Annotated in this window: 19 protein-coding genes; 4 read left to right on the top strand and 15 right to left on the bottom strand. The window is 66.1% G+C overall.

All coding sequences use genetic code 11. The annotated features are described in order from the left end of the window. Positions 1 to 5: 5 nt before the first annotated feature. The 3 genes from mtnC to IMW82_RS01380 are packed head-to-tail and all read right to left on the bottom strand — an operon-like array spanning position 6 to position 1,939. Positions 6 to 692 (bottom strand): acireductone synthase, encoded by a 687-nt coding sequence (mtnC, locus tag IMW82_RS01370; protein WP_211003671.1) that lies wholly within the window; start codon positions 690 to 692, stop codon positions 6 to 8. Positions 693 to 740: 48 nt separating this feature from the next. Next, entirely contained in the window at positions 741 to 1,292 is a 552-nt protein-coding gene (locus tag IMW82_RS01375) for an acireductone dioxygenase (RefSeq protein WP_108471412.1), read from the bottom strand. Further along, positions 1,289 to 1,939: a methylthioribulose 1-phosphate dehydratase gene (locus IMW82_RS01380; RefSeq protein ID WP_108471411.1), complete on the bottom strand. Its 651-nt coding sequence runs from the start codon at positions 1,937 to 1,939 to the stop codon at positions 1,289 to 1,291. The genes IMW82_RS01375 and IMW82_RS01380 overlap by 4 nt, the downstream gene beginning before the upstream one ends. A 165-nt stretch (positions 1,940 to 2,104) precedes the next feature. On the opposite strand from IMW82_RS01380, the gene IMW82_RS01385 reads away from it, so the two are divergent. Beyond that, positions 2,105 to 2,437 (top strand): high-potential iron-sulfur protein, encoded by a 333-nt coding sequence (locus IMW82_RS01385; protein ID WP_211003672.1) that lies wholly within the window; start codon positions 2,105 to 2,107, stop codon positions 2,435 to 2,437. Positions 2,438 to 2,843: 406 nt separating this feature from the next. Here IMW82_RS01385 and IMW82_RS01390 read toward each other — a convergent pair whose 3' ends face one another. Both IMW82_RS01390 and IMW82_RS01395 read right to left on the bottom strand, forming a co-directional pair. Continuing rightward, positions 2,844 to 4,322 (bottom strand): amino acid permease, encoded by a 1,479-nt coding sequence (locus IMW82_RS01390; protein WP_211003673.1) that lies wholly within the window; start codon positions 4,320 to 4,322, stop codon positions 2,844 to 2,846. A gap of 94 nt (positions 4,323 to 4,416) precedes the next feature. Next, positions 4,417 to 5,946 (bottom strand): amino acid permease, encoded by a 1,530-nt coding sequence (locus IMW82_RS01395; RefSeq protein ID WP_211003674.1) that lies wholly within the window; start codon positions 5,944 to 5,946, stop codon positions 4,417 to 4,419. A 165-nt stretch (positions 5,947 to 6,111) separates the two neighbouring features. Here IMW82_RS01395 and IMW82_RS01400 point away from each other — a divergent pair, with 165 nt between their 5' ends. Then, positions 6,112 to 6,660, top strand: a complete 549-nt coding sequence (locus IMW82_RS01400) for an NUDIX hydrolase (protein ID WP_108471407.1) — start codon at positions 6,112 to 6,114, stop codon at positions 6,658 to 6,660. Positions 6,661 to 6,669: 9 nt separating this feature from the next. On the opposite strand, the gene IMW82_RS01405 is transcribed toward IMW82_RS01400, so the two are convergent. The 5 genes from IMW82_RS01405 to msrA all read right to left on the bottom strand — a co-directional run bounded on the left by IMW82_RS01405 (position 6,670) and on the right by msrA (position 12,640). Further along, complete coding sequence (locus IMW82_RS01405; protein WP_211003675.1) at positions 6,670 to 7,191, bottom strand: 3-hydroxyanthranilate 3,4-dioxygenase; 522 nt, start codon at positions 7,189 to 7,191, stop codon at positions 6,670 to 6,672. A gap of 109 nt (positions 7,192 to 7,300) precedes the next feature. Then, complete coding sequence (locus IMW82_RS01410; protein WP_211003676.1) at positions 7,301 to 7,897, bottom strand: fasciclin domain-containing protein; 597 nt, start codon at positions 7,895 to 7,897, stop codon at positions 7,301 to 7,303. Between the two features lie 127 nt (positions 7,898 to 8,024). Further along, on the bottom strand, positions 8,025 to 9,914 hold the full coding sequence (parE, locus tag IMW82_RS01415) for a DNA topoisomerase IV subunit B (RefSeq protein ID WP_108471405.1): 1,890 nt from the start codon (positions 9,912 to 9,914) through the stop codon (positions 8,025 to 8,027). Positions 9,915 to 9,988: 74 nt separating this feature from the next. After that, positions 9,989 to 11,836, bottom strand: a complete 1,848-nt coding sequence (locus IMW82_RS01420) for an ABC transporter ATP-binding protein (protein ID WP_345777110.1) — start codon at positions 11,834 to 11,836, stop codon at positions 9,989 to 9,991. 99 nt (positions 11,837 to 11,935) lie between these two features. Continuing rightward, the gene (gene msrA, locus IMW82_RS01425; RefSeq protein ID WP_211003677.1) at positions 11,936 to 12,640 is read right to left on the bottom strand and encodes a peptide-methionine (S)-S-oxide reductase MsrA; all 705 of its coding nucleotides are present in this window, start codon (positions 12,638 to 12,640) and stop codon (positions 11,936 to 11,938) included. Between the two features lie 129 nt (positions 12,641 to 12,769). On the opposite strand from msrA, the gene IMW82_RS01430 reads away from it, so the two are divergent. Next, the gene (locus IMW82_RS01430) at positions 12,770 to 13,585 is read left to right on the top strand and encodes an arylamine N-acetyltransferase (RefSeq protein ID WP_211003678.1); all 816 of its coding nucleotides are present in this window, start codon (positions 12,770 to 12,772) and stop codon (positions 13,583 to 13,585) included. On the opposite strand, the gene IMW82_RS01435 is transcribed toward IMW82_RS01430, so the two are convergent. The 3 genes from IMW82_RS01435 to IMW82_RS01445 are packed head-to-tail and all read right to left on the bottom strand — an operon-like array spanning position 13,582 to position 14,714. Further along, on the bottom strand, positions 13,582 to 13,809 hold the full coding sequence (locus IMW82_RS01435; RefSeq protein WP_108471403.1) for an RNA-binding S4 domain-containing protein: 228 nt from the start codon (positions 13,807 to 13,809) through the stop codon (positions 13,582 to 13,584). The two genes, IMW82_RS01430 and IMW82_RS01435, sit on opposite strands and share 4 nt — an antisense overlap. A 30-nt stretch (positions 13,810 to 13,839) precedes the next feature. After that, positions 13,840 to 14,283: a barstar family protein gene (locus IMW82_RS01440; protein ID WP_211003679.1), complete on the bottom strand. Its 444-nt coding sequence runs from the start codon at positions 14,281 to 14,283 to the stop codon at positions 13,840 to 13,842. Next, on the bottom strand, positions 14,280 to 14,714 hold the full coding sequence (locus IMW82_RS01445; protein ID WP_211003680.1) for a ribonuclease domain-containing protein: 435 nt from the start codon (positions 14,712 to 14,714) through the stop codon (positions 14,280 to 14,282). The genes IMW82_RS01440 and IMW82_RS01445 overlap by 4 nt, the downstream gene beginning before the upstream one ends. Positions 14,715 to 14,878: 164 nt before the next feature. Here IMW82_RS01445 and IMW82_RS01450 point away from each other — a divergent pair, with 164 nt between their 5' ends. Beyond that, the gene (locus IMW82_RS01450) at positions 14,879 to 16,432 is read left to right on the top strand and encodes an oligopeptide:H+ symporter (RefSeq protein ID WP_211003681.1); all 1,554 of its coding nucleotides are present in this window, start codon (positions 14,879 to 14,881) and stop codon (positions 16,430 to 16,432) included. Here IMW82_RS01450 and IMW82_RS01455 read toward each other — a convergent pair whose 3' ends face one another. Then, positions 16,433 to 17,266: a DUF72 domain-containing protein gene (locus IMW82_RS01455; RefSeq protein ID WP_211003682.1), complete on the bottom strand. Its 834-nt coding sequence runs from the start codon at positions 17,264 to 17,266 to the stop codon at positions 16,433 to 16,435. Next, a complete protein-coding gene (locus IMW82_RS01460; RefSeq protein ID WP_211003683.1) occupies positions 17,263 to 18,057 on the bottom strand; it encodes a phosphatase PAP2 family protein in 795 nt (264 codons plus the stop codon). Before IMW82_RS01460 ends, IMW82_RS01455 begins: the two co-directional genes overlap by 4 nt. Positions 18,058 to 18,135 lie beyond the last annotated feature (78 nt).

Below are 18,135 nucleotides of genomic sequence, written 5' to 3' on the forward strand. Positions count from 1 at the left end.
CGGTTTCACGGCGTGATCGCGTCGAAATCGCGATAGACCGCATGGCGCGGCGCGTTGGGCAGCGTCTGCGGCTCGCGCACCAGCCAGCCGGTGTGGAAGCCGGCTGCCTGCGCGGCGTCGAGTTCCTCCACGATATCGGACAGGAACAGCAGGTGCCGGGGCTGCTCGCCGATCGCCCCGGCGATGCGCCGGTAGGATTCGGATTCGCGCTTCGCGCCGGTTTCGGTATCGAAGTAGCCGGCAAACAGCGAGCTCAGATCGCCTGCCTCGCTGTGCTGGAAGAACAGCCGCTGCGCCGGTACCGAGCCGGAGGAGTAGACGTACAGCCGCAGCCCGTCGGCGCGCCAGTCGCGCAGCCGCGCGGTGACTTCCGGATAGATGTGGGCGCGGTAGTCACCGGCCTCGTAGCCGTCCTTCCAGATCATGCCCTGCAGCGCCTTCAGCGCGGTGGATTTGCGATCCTGGTCGATCCACTGCAGCAGCAGTTCGATGATGTCCTGGCGGCTGGCCTCGACCAGCCCGGCCTCGCGGGCCGCCTCATGCAGCCAGTGCTGCACCTCGGGCTTGTCGCCGTGGGTTTCGACGAAGGCGGGCAGCCGCTTCCGCGCGTATGGGAACAGCACGTCGCGGACGAAGTCGATCGAGCTGGTGGTGCCTTCGATGTCGGTGACGATGGCGCGGATTTCGATCATGGCTTCGGGATCCGGGGTTCGGGAAGAGCATCGCCCGCGAGTGGGCTCCTACACGGCAGGCGCCATGCGCGGGAAGCGCGAGGCGATGTCGTCGCCGGTGAAGTTGGCCACCCAGCCTTCCTTGTTGGTGAACAGCCGGATCGCTACGAAGTAGGGCGATTCGCTCATGTCGAACCAGTGGCGGGTGCCGTCGGGTACGCCGATCAGGTCGCCCTGTTCGCACAGGATGTCATAGACCTTGCCGCCGAGGTGCAGGGTGAACTGGCCGGCGCCGGCGACGAAGAAGCGCACCTCGTCCTCGCTGTGGGTGTGCTCGCTGAGGAACTTCTGGCGCAGCGTGGCGCGGTCGGGGTGATCGGGAGCGAGGCTGATCACGTCCACGGCCTGGTAGCCTTCCTCGCGCATCAGCCGGTCGATGTCGCCGCGATAGGCGGCAATCACCTCGTCCTGGCTGGCGCCTGGGGCAATCGGCTGGCTAGCTTCCCATTGCTCGAAGCGGACGCCCGCCTTGCCGAGCTCCGCGGCGATGGCGGCGTGTTCGTCGATCACCACCAGCGGCGATTGCGGTCGGGTTTCGTCGAAGATGCGCAGGCGGCTCATGATGCCCTCAGTCTTTTCAGGTCAAGTTCGCAGCCGAGCAGGAACTCCAGCGCTTCCAGATGGCGCTGCGTCTCGGCCATGTTGCGGCCCCAGGTATAGATGCCGTGACCGTCGATCAGGTAGGCATGCAGCGGCTTGCCTGCATCCAGCCAGGCGTCGACCAGGGCCACCAGTTCGGGCATGTGCTGGGTGTTCGGGAACACCGGGATCTCCAGCACGCTTTCGTGGGTGCGGTAACCGCTGATCGCCTTCTGCAGCTCCCAGCCCTGCAGTCGGATCACGCCCTCGCCGGCGAACAGCCGCGACGCCACGCTCTGTGTGCGCGAGTGGGTGTGCAGTACCGCGTTCATTTCTGGCCAGCGCCGGTAGATCTGGGTGTGCAGCGCCGTTTCGGCGCTCGGCCTGGCATCGGTACCGACGGCATGGCCATCCAGGTCGATCAGCATGATGTCGTCGCGGCCGAGCCTGCCCTTGTGCCGGCCGGATACGGTGATTGCCGCGTGGCTTGCATCGACCCGCATCGAGAAGTTGCTGCTGGTCGCCGGCGTCCAGCCCAGCACGGACAGCTCGCGCGCGACGTCGGCAATGGCATCGGCGCACTGCTCGAACACGTTGGCGGGGATCGTGGCTGGGAGGATCTGGCTCATGCGATTTGGACGTCCAAATGATCGTTAACTATAGCATGCGTGTGCTCGCCGCCTGACCGTAATGAGAGCCATTCTCGCAAGTCAGGAAAAATTTTGGCGCCGGGCGTAACATCGGCGCGGATCTGGCGCAGGGTGTGCCGGACAGATTCCGACGGAGGCTTGCCCATGTCGAATGAACAAGATATCGAATCGCGTCGCCGGTTCCTCAAGGTGGCTGCCGGCACAACGGCGGCGGCTATGGTCATCGGTAGCCTGCCGCGCTTTGCACGGGCGGCGGATCTGCCACCGGTGAGCGAGTCGGATCCGACCGCGAAGGCATTGGGCTATGTGGAAGACGCCACGAAGACCGCCAACGCGAAGCACAAGGCCGGCGACGACTGCACCAACTGCCAGTTCTACAGTGGCGGCCCCACCGGTCGCGGTCCGTGCCAGTTGTTCCCGGGCAAGTCGGTGAATGCGAAGGGCTGGTGCGTGTCGCACACGTTGAAGAAAGCCTGATCGCACCACGATCACACAGGTTGCATGGAAAAGGCCGGCTCATCGCCGGCCTTTTTCGTTGTCGTTGCGTGAACCGGCAAAGGAAGGGGCGGCGAGGTGCGGACAAAAGTGCGGCCCGGACACATCAGGGTGAGGAGCTACCCACCTGACGCGCCGAGCCGCGATCCGGGGCCCACTGCCAAGTGATCAACCCGCGGACTGAGGATGATACTCCCGAGTTCGCAGAAAGGGCGATCGCTCCCCCGATTTCTCTTGAAAAGTTCTCGTTAAATCAATTTAAAACAATGATTTACGTAAAAATTTTCAAGACTTGTAGAGAATTTTCGCGTTCTTCGATGGTGGTCGAATTTATTGATATTTTTGGCTAATTTGATACTTTTCATCGACGTTTGACGAAAATAGTGATTTATCGTGCTGCGGAGTCTTCCGTGGTGCCACGCAGGTGGCTGTGCCGATTGCCGTAGCTGAAATAGATCACCAGCCCGAGGAGGGTCCAGGCGACCATCAGCGACCAGTTGTACCAGGCCATGGTGGACAGCAGGGCGAGGCAACTGAGGATGCCGAGCGTGCAGACCACCGGTGCGAACGGCACGCGGAAGGTGCGTGGCAGCTCCGGCCGGGTATGCCGCAGGATCCACACGCCGGCGCAGACCGCCATGAACGCGATCAGCGTGCCCATCGAGACCAGGTCGCCCAGCACGTCCAGCGGGAAGATCGCCGCGAGCAGGGCAATGCCGGCGCCGGTGATCAGCGTATTCAGGTGCGGCGTGCGATAGCGCGGATGGATTCGCGTGAACACCTTCGGCAGCATGCCGTCGCGGCCCATGATCATGAAGATGCGCGGCTGCGCGATGATCATCACCAGCACCACCGACGACAGGCCGAGCAGCGCGCCGACCTCCACCAGCCAGCGTAGCCATTCCAGTTGGGGATGCCCTCGCAGCGCGGTCACCACCGGCTCGTCGGTGCCGAGCAGGGTGTACGAGCTGAGGCCGGTCATCACCGCGGCCATCGCGATGTACAGCACGGTGCAGATCGCCAGCGAGGCGAGGATGCCGATCGGCAGGTCGCGCTGCGGATTGCGCGATTCCTGCGCCGCCACCGAGGTGGCCTCGAAGCCGATGTAGGCGAAGAACACCATCGCCGCGCCGCGCAGCACGCCGCCCCAACCGTATTTGTAGTGGCCCTGCGATTCGGGCACGAACGGGGTCCAGTTGGACGGGTCGACATAACGCCAGCCGACCACGATCACCAGGGTGATCAGGCCGACCTTGAGCGCCACCATCGCGGCGTTCGCCAGGCTCGACTCACGGATGCCGACGTAGCAGATCCAGGTCAGCAGCAGGATCAGCACCACCGCCGGCAGGTTGAACAGCGCACCGGTGGCAACCAGCTGGTGGTTGGCAGTGAACGCCAGCGGTGCATTGGTCAGTGCCGCGGGCAGGCTCAGGTCCATGTTGAAGGTGCTGCCGATATGCTGGAGCAGGCTGAGGAAGTAGCCGGTCCAGCTCACCGCCACCGCCGAGGCGGACACGCCGTATTCCAGCACCAGGTTCCAGCCGATGAACCAGGCCATCAGTTCGCCAAGGGTGGCGTAAGCGTAGGAATAGGCGCTGCCGGAGACCGGGATCAGCGTGGCGAACTCGGCGTAGCACAGTGCGGTGAACGTGCTGCAGATCGCCGCCAGGATGAACGACAGGATCACCGCCGGACCGGCGTGGTCGGCCGCAGCCTGCCCGGTGATCACGAAGATGCCGCCGCCGATCACCGCACCAATGCCCAGCGCGGTCAGTCCCCATGGCCCCAGGGTGCGGCGCAGGGTGGGGCCATGGCTGTCGTCGGGTTCGTTGAAGTCGGTCTTGCGGGCGAGCAACTGCTTGAGCATGGGAAGTCGTCTTCGAAAGCGGGTATGCGGCGTTGCCTGGCGGACAACACAGACGCAGCGGCCGGCGTGATGTGCGCCGGCCGCTGATGGCTCGTCAGTGGGCGGTCTGCCGCAACTTGCTGTTGCGGTAGCCGTAGAAGGCGTAGATCAGGAAGCCGATGGCGATCCAGCCGAGCATCAACGGCCAGCGCACCTGGAAGGCCTGCCAGAACAGGAACAGGCAGGCGAGGGCGCCCAGCGGGCATACGATCCACGGCAGTGGCACACGGAATGCGCGGGGAATATCCGGGCGGGTACGACGCAGGACCAGCACGCCGATGCATACGGTGGCGAAGGCCAGCAGGGTGCCCATCGAGACCAGGTCGCCGAGCACGTCCACCGGGAACAGGCCCGCCAGCGTGGCAGCGATCACGCCCACGATGATGGTGCCGATATACGGCGTGCGGTGTTTCGGGTGCAGGCGCCCCAGTGCCGGCGGCAGCAGGCCGTCGCGCGACATCGAATAGAAGATGCGCGGCTGGCCCATCAGCATCACCAGCACCACCGAACTCAAACCCGCGAGGGCGGCGAACACCACCAGGATCTTCAGCGCGCCCAGGAGATAGCTGGACGCGCTACCGGCAGCGACGGTGCCGAGCACATAGTTGATCGCGGTAGCGACCGGCTCGGGCGTATTGAGCATGCGGAACGGCGTGGTGCCGGTCATCACGGCAGCCATCGCCACGTACAGCACGGTGCAGATCAGCAGCGAACCGAGGATGCCGATCGGCATGTCGCGCTGGGGGTTCTTCGCCTCGCCCGCGGCAGTGGAAACCGCGTCGAAACCGATATAGGCGAAGAACACCAGGGTGGCGCCGCGGTAGATGCCGCTCCAGCCGAACTTCGAACCGCCTTCGTTGGCCGGAATGAACGGATGCCACAGGTCGGCGTTGATGTAGTTGAACATCACGACCAGGAACAGCAGGATCACGATCACCTTGATTGCCACGATGATCGCGTTGACGGTCGCCGACTGGGTGATGCCGAGATAGCACAGCCAGCTGATCGCGCTGACGATCAGGATCGCCGGCAGGTTGATCAGGGCGCCGGTGAAAACCAGCTTGTGGCCGCCTTCGGCGAACGTGAGCGGAGCCGAGGAGAGCGCCGCCGGCAAGTTGAAGTTCAGTCCCGACATCGAACTGAGCATGCGCAGCATTTCGCCGAAGTACCCCGACCATGCCACCGCCACGGTCGATGCCGCGAACAGGTATTCGAGCACCAGCGCCCAGCCGACGAACCAGGCAACCACTTCGCCGAGAGTCGCGTAGGAGTACGAGTAGGCGCTGCCGGACACCGGCAGCATCGCGGCGAACTCGGCGTAGCACATGCCTGCCAGCCCGCAGGCGACGGCGGCAATCAGGAAGCTGATGATCAGCGCGGGTCCGGCGAACTGGGCGGCGGCGGTACCGGTGATGGCGAAAATGCCTGCGCCGATCACGGCACCGATACCGAGCATCACCAGATGCCGGGCAGTCAGTACGCGCTTGAGAGTGATCTCGCCCTCCGAACTGCCTTCGACGGGCTCGCCCGCATCCACGCGAGGCATCGCCTCGATTGCGTGAGTGGCAAACAGACCTTTTATCATCAAGCTCCCCTCAAGTGATTTTTGCCCGTTTCCGCTCTGCGGCGGATGGGTGGTACAGGCGGGCAATGGCGGGCCAACATAGCCCAGCGATAGATGATGTACAAGCTTCGTTCATGTTGCGGCGAAACATGCCGTGACGAGTTTCAACCCGCTTCGACGGATGCCATGCAACAGCCAGCCATCGTCATGATCGACGCCATCCGGCACTACCGTGACCAATGGCAGGGGGAGGCCGCGGTCGCCGCGCAGTTCGAGACATTCCTGCATACGCATGCGGATGCCTTCGAGCGCAGCAACGCGATCGGCCATTTCACCGGCTCATGCTGGCTGGTCAGCGCGGACGGTGCGCGCGTGTTGCTGATGCATCACCGCAAACTGGATCGCTGGCTGCAACCAGGCGGCCATGCCGATGGCGATATCGACCTGGCGCGGGTGGCGTTGCGCGAGGCGCAGGAGGAAACCGGTGTTGCCGGCCTGCGCGTCGAAGGCGGCATCTTCGATATCGACCGCCATCGCATCCCGGCCCGCGGCAGCGAGCCGGAGCACTGGCATTACGATGTGCGTTACGTGGTACGTGCGGGTGGGGATGAGTCGTTCGTGGTCAATGCCGAATCGCGCGCGCTGGCATGGCGGCCGGTGAACGAGGTGGCCGCTGACGAGACACTCGACACGTCGTTGCGGCGGATGGCGCGCAAGTGGCTGGCGAAAACGTAGGCTGCGCTTCTACAGGTATTTTCCCGGGGCGGGATGCACCTGGCCGCAGGCGCCGCAGGTGCGCGCCTCGCGTGAGCCGTAGAAACGCTCGAACACCGGCGGGAAATCCTGCTCGATGCTGGCGAGGGTGAAGTACTCCTCGTACAGCTTGTGATTGCACTGCTCGCAGAACCACATCAGGCCATCTTTCTCGCCGGGCAGACGGCGGCGCTCGATCACCAGCCCGATGGAGCCGGCGGCGCGGTTTGGCGAATGCGGCACGCATGGCGGCAGGTAGAAGATCTCTCCGGCGCGCAGCGGGATGTCGCGCGCCACGCCGTCGTCCTGCACCTTCAACGTGATCTCGCCCTCGAGCTGATAGAAGAACTCGGGGCCTTCATCGTAGTGATAGTCGGTGCGCGCGTTCGGGCCGCCCACGATCATGATGATGAAGTCGCCGTCGACGATGCACTTGTTGCCCACCGGCGGCTTCAGCAGGTGACGGTGTCCGTCGATCCAGCGTTCAAGATTGAGTGGCGGCAGCAGGGCCATGCGTCGTGCTCGCGGAAAACCAGTTCGCACGATAACCCTGCCATCGCCACAAAAAAAGCCGCCCGACGTTCACCGGGCGGCAGCAGCAAGACGATCTTGGCGGGAGTTGTTACGGCATCAACACCTTGTCGATCACGAAGATCTCGCCGTTCGACTGCGTCACATCGGCAATCGTGATGTTGGCCACATTGCCCTTGGCATCGGTGACAGTCCACTTGCCATCCTTGCCGGCGACGGTGATCGAGTCGCCCTCGACTGTTTTCAGCATCGCCTTGCCGCCATGCGCCTTCGCCAGTTTTGCCAGGTCGTGCGCCGTGTATTTTCCGGGCACCACGTGGTAGGTGAGCACCTTGGTCAGGGTGGCCTTGTTCTCGGGCTTCAGCAGGTTGTCGACCGTGCCCGCTGGCAGCGCGGCGAATGCCTCGTTGGTCGGCGCGAATACGGTGAACGGACCCGGGCCCTCGAGTGTTTCGACCAGGCCGGCAGCCTTCACGGCGGCCACCAGCGTGGTGTGATCCTTCGAGTTCACCGCGTTCTCGATGATGTTTTTCGACGGATACATCGCGGCCCCGCCGACCATCACGGTTTTCTGCATGCTCATCGACGAATTCATCTGCCCGGCCATGGCCATCGGCACTGCGGCTGCGGTGGCTAGTGCCAGGGAAAGGCCCATAGCCAGGGCGCGCATGCGGGAATGAGTCTTCATGAAGTTCTCCAGGATTTTCCGCTTCGCGGATTGGAAGCGCCTGTAGATACGCGGCATCCATCAGAACGGATGCAATGCGGCTGCCCGGAGTTCCGTGACGTGGAATCCAGGCGGCGACGCAGGGCGTTCAGACCTCGAGCGTGGCGAGGTCGCCTTTCTCTTCCAGCCAGGACTTGCGGTCGCCGGCGCGTTTCTTGGCCAGCAGCATGTCCATCAGCTTGGCGGTGCCGTCGTCGTCGCCGACGGTGAGCTGCACGAGGCGACGCGTGTCCGGATGAATGGTCGACTCGCGCAGCTGCGGCGGGTTCATCTCGCCCAGGCCCTTGAAGCGGGTGGTGCTGACCGCGCCCTTCATCTTCTCGCGCTCGATCCGCTGCAGCATCGCTTCCTTCTCGCTCTCGTCCAGGCAATAGAACACCTGCTTGCCCACGTCGACGCGGAACAGCGGCGGCATCGCCACGAACACGTGGCCTTCGCTGACCAGCCGCGGGAAATGCCGCAGGAACAGCGCCGACAGCAGGGTGGCGATGTGCAGGCCGTCGGAGTCGGCATCGGCCAGGATGATCACCTTGCCGTAGCGCAGGCTGGACAGGTCGTCCTTGCCCGGGTCGCAGCCGATCGCCACGGCCAGGTTGTGCACTTCCTCCGAGGCCAGCACCGAGGTCGATTCGACCTCCCAGGTGTTGAGGATCTTGCCGCGCAGCGGCAGGATCGCCTGGAACTCCTTGTCGCGCGCCTGCTTGGCACTGCCACCGGCGGAGTCGCCCTCGACCAGGAACAGTTCGGTGCGGCTGAGGTCGGTCGCGGTGCAGTCGGCCAGCTTGCCGGGCAATTGCGGACCCTGGGTGATCTTCTTGCGTACGATCTGCTTGGCCGCCTTGAGGCGTGCGCTGGCGCGTTCGATCGCCAGCTGCGCGATGCGCTCGCCCATCTCCACGTGCTGGTTGAGCCACAGGCTGAAGGCGTCGTGGATGACGTTTTCGACCATGCCGGCGGTCTGGCGTGAAGACAGCCGCTCCTTGGTCTGGCCGGCGAACTGCGGATCCTGCAGCCGTGCCGACAGCACGAACGACAGCCGCTCCCACACGTCTTCCGGCGCCAGCTTCACCCCGCGCGGCAGCAGGTTGCGGATATCGCAGAACTCGCGGATGGCGGTGGTCAGGCCGGTGCGCAGGCCGTTGACGTGGGTACCGCCCTGCGCGGTGGGGATCAAGTTGACGTAACTCTCCTGCACCAGCTCGCCTTCCGGCAGCCAGGCCAGTGCCACTTCCAGGCCTTCGACGTCGCGTGCCATGTGGTGCACGAACAGCTCGTTCGGCAGCGCCTCGATGCCGTCGAGTTCGCCGCGCAGGTAATCGCGCAGGCCGTCCTCGTAGTGCCACTCGACGACTTCGCCCGAGGCTGCGTCGGTGAGCTTCACGTTGAGGCCGGCGCACAGCACGGCCTTGGCGCGCAGCAGGTGCTTGAGCTTGCCCAGCGAGATCTTCGGCGAGTCGAAGTACTTCGCTTCCGGCCAGAAGCGCAACGTGGTGCCGCTGCGCTTCTTCGGTACCGTGCCGATCACTTCCAGCGGGCTGATCTTGTCGCCGTGGGCGAACACCATCTGGTATTCGGAACCATCGCGGCGGATCGTGACTTCCACGCGGTCGGACAACGCGTTGACCACCGACACGCCGACACCGTGCAAACCGCCGGAGAAGTTGTAGTTCTTGCCGCTGAATTTGCCGCCGGCGTGCAGCCGGGTCATGATCAGTTCGACACCGGAAACGCCTTCCTCCGGGTGGATGTCCACCGGCATGCCGCGGCCGTCGTCGCTCACTTCCACCGAACCGTCGTCGTGCAGCACCACCTCGATGCTTTTCGCGTGCCCGGCCAGCGCCTCGTCCACCGAGTTGTCCACCACTTCCTGCACCAGATGGTTCGGCCGGGTGGTGTCGGTATACATGCCGGGGCGGCGTTTGACCGGATCCAGGCCGGAGAGGACTTCGATGTCGGCGGCGTTGTAGCGACTGCTCATGCGGGTGTTTCGATCAAGACAAGACGACAAAGCATGGGGCGCGCGGGCGGCGATGGTCAAGCCGACTGCCCGGATCAGCGGTAGCCCTGTGCCTGCAACGAGAACAGCTGCGCATAGTGCCCGCCCAGCGCCATCAGTTGCTCGTGGCTGCCGTGCTCGACGATGCGGCCGTCCTGGATCACGATAATCTGGTCGGCCATGCGCACCGTGGAGAAGCGGTGCGAGATCAGGATCGCGATGCGCCCGCCGGCCAATTCGCGGAAATGCTCGAAGATGGTGGCCTCGGCGGCGGCGTCCATCGCGGCGGTGGGTTCGTCCAGCACCAGGATGTCGGCGCGGGAGCGCATGAAGGCGCGCGCCAGCGCGATCTTCTGCCACTGGCCGCCGGAGAGTTCGCGACCGTCGTTGAACCACTTGCCCAGCTGGGTCTCGAAGCCGGCCGGCAGACTGTCGATGAAGTCGCTGGCCATGCCTTTGTCGGCGGCTTCGCGCCAGCGCGCCTCGTCGTCGAAGTGGGTGACGTCGCCGGCGCCCACGTTCTCGCCCACGCGCATCTGGTAGCGGGCGAAATCCTGGAAGATCACGCCGATGCGCTGCAGCAGCACGGCTTCGTCCCACTCGCGCAGGTCGGTACCATCGAGCAGGATGCGGCCGCGGTCGGGCGTGTACAGACGCGTGAGCAGCTTGATCAGGGTGGTCTTGCCTGAGCCGTTCTGGCCAACCAGGGCCAGCGACTCGCCAGGGCGGATGTGCAGGTCGATATCGCGCAGCGCCGGCTCGCTGGCGCCGGGGTAGGTGAAGCTGACCTGCTCGAAGCGGATGCCGTCTTCGGGCATGGCGCCGCGCTGCGCCATGCCGGTCGCCGGCGGCACCGGGGTTTCCAGGTACTCGTACAGCGTGGAGAGGTAGAGGTTGTCCTCGTACATGCCGCCGATCGCCGACAGCATCGCCGACACCGCTGACTGGCCCTGGCGGAACAGCGCCAGGTACATCGTCATCTGGCCCAGGGTGATGCGCGCCATCACCGTGCTGGCGGCGATCCACGCATAGGCGCCGTACAGTGCCAGCGTGCCCAGCAGACCCAGCACGAAGCCCCAGCTGTCGCGGCGCACGGCGAGTTCGCGATCGGCGCGGTACAGGCTGTGGAAGATGTCGCGATAGCGCTGCAGCAGCAGCGGACCGAGGCCGAACAGCTTCACTTCCTTGGCGTGGTCCTCGCGCGCCAGCACGGTTTCCAGGTAGAGCTGCATGCGTGTTTCCGGCGAACGCCAGCGGAACAGGCGGAACGCGTCACCGGAGAACTTGGTCTCGGCGAAGAACGAGGGCAGGCCGGCCAGCAGCAGCACCGCCACCGCCCACGGCGAGAACTGGAACAGCAGGCTGCCGTAGCTGAGCAGCGAGATCGCGTTCTGGCCGAGTCCGAACGTGCGCGTGACCAGCGACAGCGGCCGGCTCGATGCTTCGCGGCGGGCGCGGGTGAGCTTGTCGTAGAACTCCGAATCCTCGAAGTGCGCCAGCTCCAGGGTCAGCGCCTTCTCCAGGATCATCACGTTGACGCGCTGGCCCAGTTGCGCGCGCAGCAGCGACTGGCACAGCGACAAACCGCGTTGCGCGCCGGCCAGCGCGGCCACCAGCAAGCCCTCCAGCGCCACCCATTCGAAGGCCGATCGCAGCGGTGCATGGCCGTTGGCGGCCCATAGACGACTGGCGGTCACCACCGCGTCGACGATGTGCGCACCGACGTAGGCGATGCCGGCCGGCAGCAGGCCGGCAATCAGGGTGAGCGCGGCCAGCGCGACGGTCAGCGCATGGCTGGTGCTCCACACCAGTTCCAGCGCGCGCCCGCTGTAGCGGAACACGCCCAGGAAGCTGCGCGCGAGTTCGCTCGATCCGGCGGATTCGGGGGAGTGGTGGGGCGGCACGTGGAGAGTCGTCAGGCCGTGGGCGTCGTTTGCGCGGAACTCCCGAGATGGGGGCCGCGTCGCTTCACGCAAGATGGGAGGCGTGCCGCCTCGCCCAAGTCAGTGCAGCTGAACTTCCACCACCTGTCGGTCCGGCTGGTACAGCGCCGGGAACAGCTGCTTCAGCTGCGCCACCTTGGGCGCGTCGTTGTAGACGATGTATGGGTTGTTCGGATGCAGCTGGAAGTAATGCTGGTGGTACGCCTCGGCCGGGTAGAACGCCTGCAGCGGCGCGAGCTGGGTCACGATCGGCGCCGGGAAGGATTTCGCCGCGCCCAGTTGCGCGATATAGGCACCGGCAATGCGCTGCTGTTCGGCGTTGCCGTAGAAGATCACCGAGCGATACTGGCTGCCGACGTCCGGGCCCTGCCGGTTCCGTTCGGTGGGGTCGAGCGCGACCGAGAAGAACACCTGCAGCAGCGTGCCGTAGCTGATTTCGGCCGGGTCGAAATGCACCTGCACCGACTCGGCATGGCCGGTGTCGCCTTCGCTGACCTCGTCGTAATGGGCGGTATCGGCGTTGCCGCCGGAGTAGCCCGCGATCACCCGGTGCACGCCCTTGACGTGCTCGAACACCGCCTCGATGCCCCAGAAGCAGCCGCCGGCCAGCACCGCGACCTGTTCGCCGTGGGCAACGGTTTTGCGGGCATCGACGGTCGGCGCCGGGAGCGCGCCGCTGGCGGCGGACACCGGCTGGCAAGCGCTCACACCCAGCATGAGCAGGGCGGCCAGCGGCATGGTGTGGAGCGTGCTGCGACGGATCATGTTGCGCCTCGCCGGCATGGCCATCGGGTGGCCGATACCTGCTCTTCGCCGGGCGTATGCCATCGGTTACCTGTGCGGCGGTGGCCGGCCCGGTACCATCATTGTCCATCGGTTTCGTGGAGTTGAGGGATGCAAGGTTCCATCGATCTGGGCGCCTATCTGCGGCGCATCGGCTGGCACGGTAGCGTCGCCGCCGACCTGGCCACCCTGCGTGGTCTGGCCGTGGCGCACGTGGCGGCGATCCCGTTCGAAAACCTCACCCCGCTGCTCGGCCTGCCGGTCGAGCTGGATACGCCAGCGCTGGAACGCAAGCTGGTGCACGACGGCCGCGGCGGCTACTGCTTCGAGCAGAACCTGCTGTTCGCCGCGGTGCTGCGCACGATCGGTTTCGAGGTGTCGGGGCTGATCGCGCGCGTGCTGTGGCAGCACCCGGAGGATGCCGTCACCGCGCAGACCCACATGTTGCTGCGCGTCGAGCTGGGTGGTGAAAGCTGGCTGGCGGATGTCGGCTTCGGCAACCAGGTGCTGACCGGTGCGCTGCGGCTGCAGGCCGACCTGGAACAACCGACCGGCCACGAGCCGTTCCGGCTGGTCGAGCGCGACGGCGAATGGCGCATGCAGTCATGCGTGCGCGGGCAATGGTTCACGCTGTACCGCTTCGACCTGCGGCGTTGCGAGATGGTCGACTACGTGGTGGCCAACCACTACGTCTCCACGCACGCGGCCTCGCGCTTCCCGCGCAACCTGATCGCGGCGCGCACCACCGCCGACCGGCGCCTGAGCCTGCTCAACCATGAATTCACCGTGCGGCGGCTGGGGCGGGAACCCGAGCGGCACGCCTTGCGCGACAGCGCCGCGATACGGCGCGTGCTGGAGGAGGAGTTCCAGTTGCGCCTGCCCATGCACGCCGGCCTGGACCAGCGGCTGGACAGCCTGCCGGGTTAGGCCTCGGGATCGGCCAGTACGCGGATCTCCACGTCGTCGATGGCGACCACCTGGCCTGCACGGATCTTGCAGGTCTTGCGCAGTTCCATGACGCCGTCGACGCGCACCGCGCCGCTGGCCACGATCGCCTTGCCGGCACCGCCGCTGTCGCACAGGCCGACCAGTTTCAGCAGCAGGTTGAGCTCGACGTAGTCGCCTTCCAGTTCAAAGTCGATGGTTTGCATGGTTTTCCGGAATGAGGGGGAAGGCCGCGTTCAGGCGGACGGATGATCTTCGTCGAACGCGCTGTCGGGCAGCGCCAGGAACGCGAACCACGGTGTGTCGTGATCGCCACCGAAGGTGGCGGCGTCGTCGAGGATGCCAAGCAGGGTGTCATAGTCGGCTGCGGCGGACTGGCGCAATTCGTCGACGTGCTCGAACAGCAGCACATAACCCCAGGCCGGCAGCCAGCCGAGGTCGCGCAGGCAGTCGGCCAGCGCGTCCCAGTTGTGGCCGAAGCTGGCCGGCAGCTGCAGCGAGACGGCGAGCCGGCGCAGCAGTTCGTCCTTGTCGCGGCAGCCGGCCAGGTCGGTGCGGCACACATGCAGCTGTGCCTCGCCGGCGCCGCGGGCCAGTCGCCCCAGATCGTCGGCGCCGACGAAGTACACCCCGTTCATGGCGGTGCGGGTCAGGTCGAGGTCGAAGCCGTGCGTACTCATCGGCCCGCCTCGAAACGGCGAAAACTGCGGTAATGATCGTCGGTGTAGTACCAGACCACCGGCGGCGTGCCGCCGGTGATGATGCGTCGCGTGCCGCGGTTGCGTGCGCCGGGCGTTTCCACCGTGTACTCGTGGTAGTAGCCGCGCGGCTGCTGCGGCAGCAGGCCTTCGTAGTTGCCGAACACGGCGCCGTCCTGGCTGTGCTCGAACGGCCCGCCGCGGGCGATCCGGTCCAGCGTGGCGTGCGCCTCCACCGGCAGGAAGGCGGAAGCGTCGGTGCCGGCAGGGCGGTCCGGTGCGCGGGGCGATGCGCTGCTGTCCGCGCTTGCCGCCGGGCCGGTGCTGGCCGGCGGCGTGCTGGCGTGGCGGTTCCACATCATCACCGCGAAGACGATGAATGCCAGTAGAATCAGTGGTTTGAGTTGGCGCATGTGGATGGGTTGGCGGTGGATGCGCCGCGAGCTTAACAGGGCGAAGCGACGGGTCACGCGAGAGACGTTGCCCATGGGGTTTCGTGACCGCAAGAAATTGCGCACACTCCAGCGGACCCGTGGATACGGCGCTGCACGCCGCCCACCCGATCCCTGGAGTATGGATGAGCACCATCCCCGATCACGCCGGCGGGCGCATGCCGCGGCAGATTGCCTACATCATCGGCAACGAAGGCTGCGAGCGTTTTTCCTTCTACGGAATGCGCAACATCCTCACCCCGTTCCTGATCACCACCTTGCTGCTGTACCTGCCGGAAGGACAGCGCACGCTGGCGGCGAAGGACGTGTTCCACACCTTCGTGATCGGCGTGTACTTCTTCCCGCTGCTGGGCGGCTGGCTGGCCGACCGTTTCTTCGGCAAGTACCACACCGTGCTGTGGATGAGTCTGGTGTATTGCGTGGGCCATGCCTGCCTGGCGATCTTCGAGCACAACCGCCTCGGCTTCTTCGCCGGGCTGGGGCTGATCGCGCTGGGTGCGGGCGGCATCAAGCCGCTGGTGGCGTCGTTCATGGGCGACCAGTTCGACCGCTCGAACAAGCACCTGGCGAAGCTGGTGTTCGACGCGTTCTACTGGATCATCAACTTCGGCTCGTTCTTCGCCTCGCTGTTGATGCCGCTGTTCCTGCACCACTTCGGCGCGGCGGTGGCCTTCGGCATTCCCGGCGGCCTGATGTTCATTGCCACCGTGGTGTTCTGGCTGGGCCGCAAGCAGTACGTGATGCTGCCGCCGACGCCGCCGGACCCCAACGCGTTCTCGCGGGTGCTGCGCACGGCACTGCTGACCCATCGGCCAGGACAGGCGCGGCCCGGTTTGTGGATCGCGGTTGCCGGCGTGCTGGTGGCGCTGGCCGGCTTCAGCCTGATCGACTCGCTTGGCTTCGTGATCGTGGCCTGTCTCGCCCTGGTGGCGCTGATCGGCGGCGTCGGCGGCGGTGCCTGGCTGCAGATGGAGCGTGCCCGGGGCCAGCACCCGGACGCGGCGGTGGACGGCGCGCGCAACGTGCTGCGCGTGCTGGTGATCTTCGCGTTGACCACGCCGTTCTTCTCGCTGTTCGACCAGAAGGCTTCGACCTGGGTGGTGCAGGGCCACGGGATGACCATGCCGTCGTGGTTCCATGCCGCGCAGATGCAGGCGCTGAACCCGATGCTGGTGATGCTGCTGATCCCGTTCAACAACCTGGTGCTGTATCCGCTGCTGCGCCGGCTCGGCTACGAGCCCACTGCGCTGCGCCGGATGACCGCCGGCATCGCCTTCAGTGGTCTGGCGTGGATCGTGGTCGGCGGCTTGCAGGTGATGATCGACGGCGGTGATCCGCTCTCCATCGTGTGGCAGGTGCTGCCGTACGCGCTGCTGACCTTCGGCGAGGTGCTGGTGTCGGCGACCGGTCTGGAGTTCGCCTACAGCCAGGCGCCGGCATCGATGAAGGGCGTGGTGATGAGTTTCTGGAACCTCACCACCACGGTCGGCAACCTGTGGGTGCTGCTGGCCAACGCGGCGGTGCGCAACGAAACCGTCACGGGTTCCATCGCCGGCACGGGGCTCAGCGTCACCGCGTTCCAGATGTTCTTCTTCGCCGCCTTCGCGCTGCTCGCCGCACTGGCGTTCGGGCTGTATGCGCGGCGCTACCGTGAGGTAGACAACTACCGCTCCGGCTGATCAGGTCAACGCATCCACGCGCGACTGCAGCGCCATCGCCGCGGCCGGGTTGCGGTGCTTGGCGGCGCTGATGAAGAACACGAACACGTCGCGCGGCGGCCCTAGCGGTTGCGACGCGGCGACGTGCGGCAGCTCGGCGATGTCGTTGCCTGCGGCCCAGGCGCGCGCGTGGCCGGCCCAGCGATCCAGTTCGGCGGGCGCATAACCGGCGGGGTTGCCATCCTCGCTGCGCATCAGCCGCGCGTAGCTGAAGTCGCCGGTGAGGTCGGCCAGCGAGGGGTAGTCGGGTGAGTCGGTGAACACGGTGGGCGCGCGATGCGTGCGGGCCAGCGCCACGTAGCGCGGGTCGAGGAAGCTCGGGTGGCGCACTTCCAGCACGTGGCGCAGCGGCCGGCCGTCCAGTTCGCGCGGCAGCGCGTCGAGGAAGGCGGCGAGATCGTCGGCGTCGAACGGGCGCGACGGCGGCAGTTGCCACAGGATCGGTCCCAGTCGGTCGCCCATCTCCGCCAAGCCGCCATGCACGAAACCGCTGACGCCCTTGCTGGTATCGGCCAGCCGCTTGCCCTCGGTGACGTAGCGCGGTGCCTTCAGCGAGAAGACGAAACCGGCCGGCGTTTCCGCCGCCCACTTCGCGTAGGTCGCCGGCTTCTGCGCGCCGTAGAACGTGCCGTTGATCTCGATAGTGCGCAGCTGGCGGCTGGCGTATTCCAGCTCGCGCCGCTGCACCAGTTTGGCGGGATAGAAATTGTCGCGCCACGGCGCGTAGTTCCAGCCGCCGATGCCGACGCGGATGCGGGGGGCGTCGTGACTGGCGGGGGCGAACAGGTCGTTCATGGCAAGGTCCTCGTTGCCGTCATGCGCAGGTGTTCGGCAGCGCCGATGCACAGCACCAGCCACGCCGCACCGGCGGCATAGCCGGCCATCACGTCGCTGAAATAGTGCACCTGCAGCAGCACGCGGCTGATCCCGACCACGCCGACCAGCAGCACGGCGGCGGCGATCACCGCGCGGTGGAAGCGCGGCGGCAGCAGACGCAGCAGCACGTAGGCGAGCATGCCGTAGAACACGATGGAACCGAACGCATGGCCGCTGGGGAAACTCCAGCCGGGTTCGACGATGAAGCCGTGGTCATGCAGCGGCCGCACCCGTTGGAACAGCGCCTTGAGGCTGCCATTGATCGGCAGGATGCCGAGCAGGGCCACAACCCAGATGCCTGCCAGCTGCCAGTGCCGGCGCAGCAACAGCAGCAGGGCCACCACGGCGGCCGTGGGCGCCACCCACCACAGGTCGCCGAGATGGGTGACCACGGCGATGCCGCGCAACACCGGCAGCGGCAACTGCGCATGCAGGTGCTCGGCCAGGTCGGTGTCGAAGCGCGCCAGCTCGCCGGCCTGCTGGCCGGCGACCGCGGAGGCGATGGCAAGGAACAGCAGGGCCAGCGCCAGCAGCAGGATCAGTCCGACCTGCCAGCGCAGCGCGATCGGCGCGTCGCCTCGGGCGAGCGCGTGGCGCTGCCAGCGTGCGTTGTGCCGCCAGGCGAGGTCGCCGGCCAGCAGGGCCAGCAACAGCAGCAAGGCCCACAGCCGCAGGGCATGGGCGGCGATCCATTCCACCATCGGGTCCATCGTGTTCCTCGGTTCGCCGTGGCCGGCATGAGGGCGCCATGATCGGCGTTGCCGTGTGCTGCGTCGAGCGGACGGCGT

Source organism: Rhodanobacter sp. B2A1Ga4 (genome assembly GCF_018101315.1).
Taxonomy (GTDB): domain Bacteria; phylum Pseudomonadota; class Gammaproteobacteria; order Xanthomonadales; family Rhodanobacteraceae; genus Rhodanobacter; species Rhodanobacter thiooxydans_A.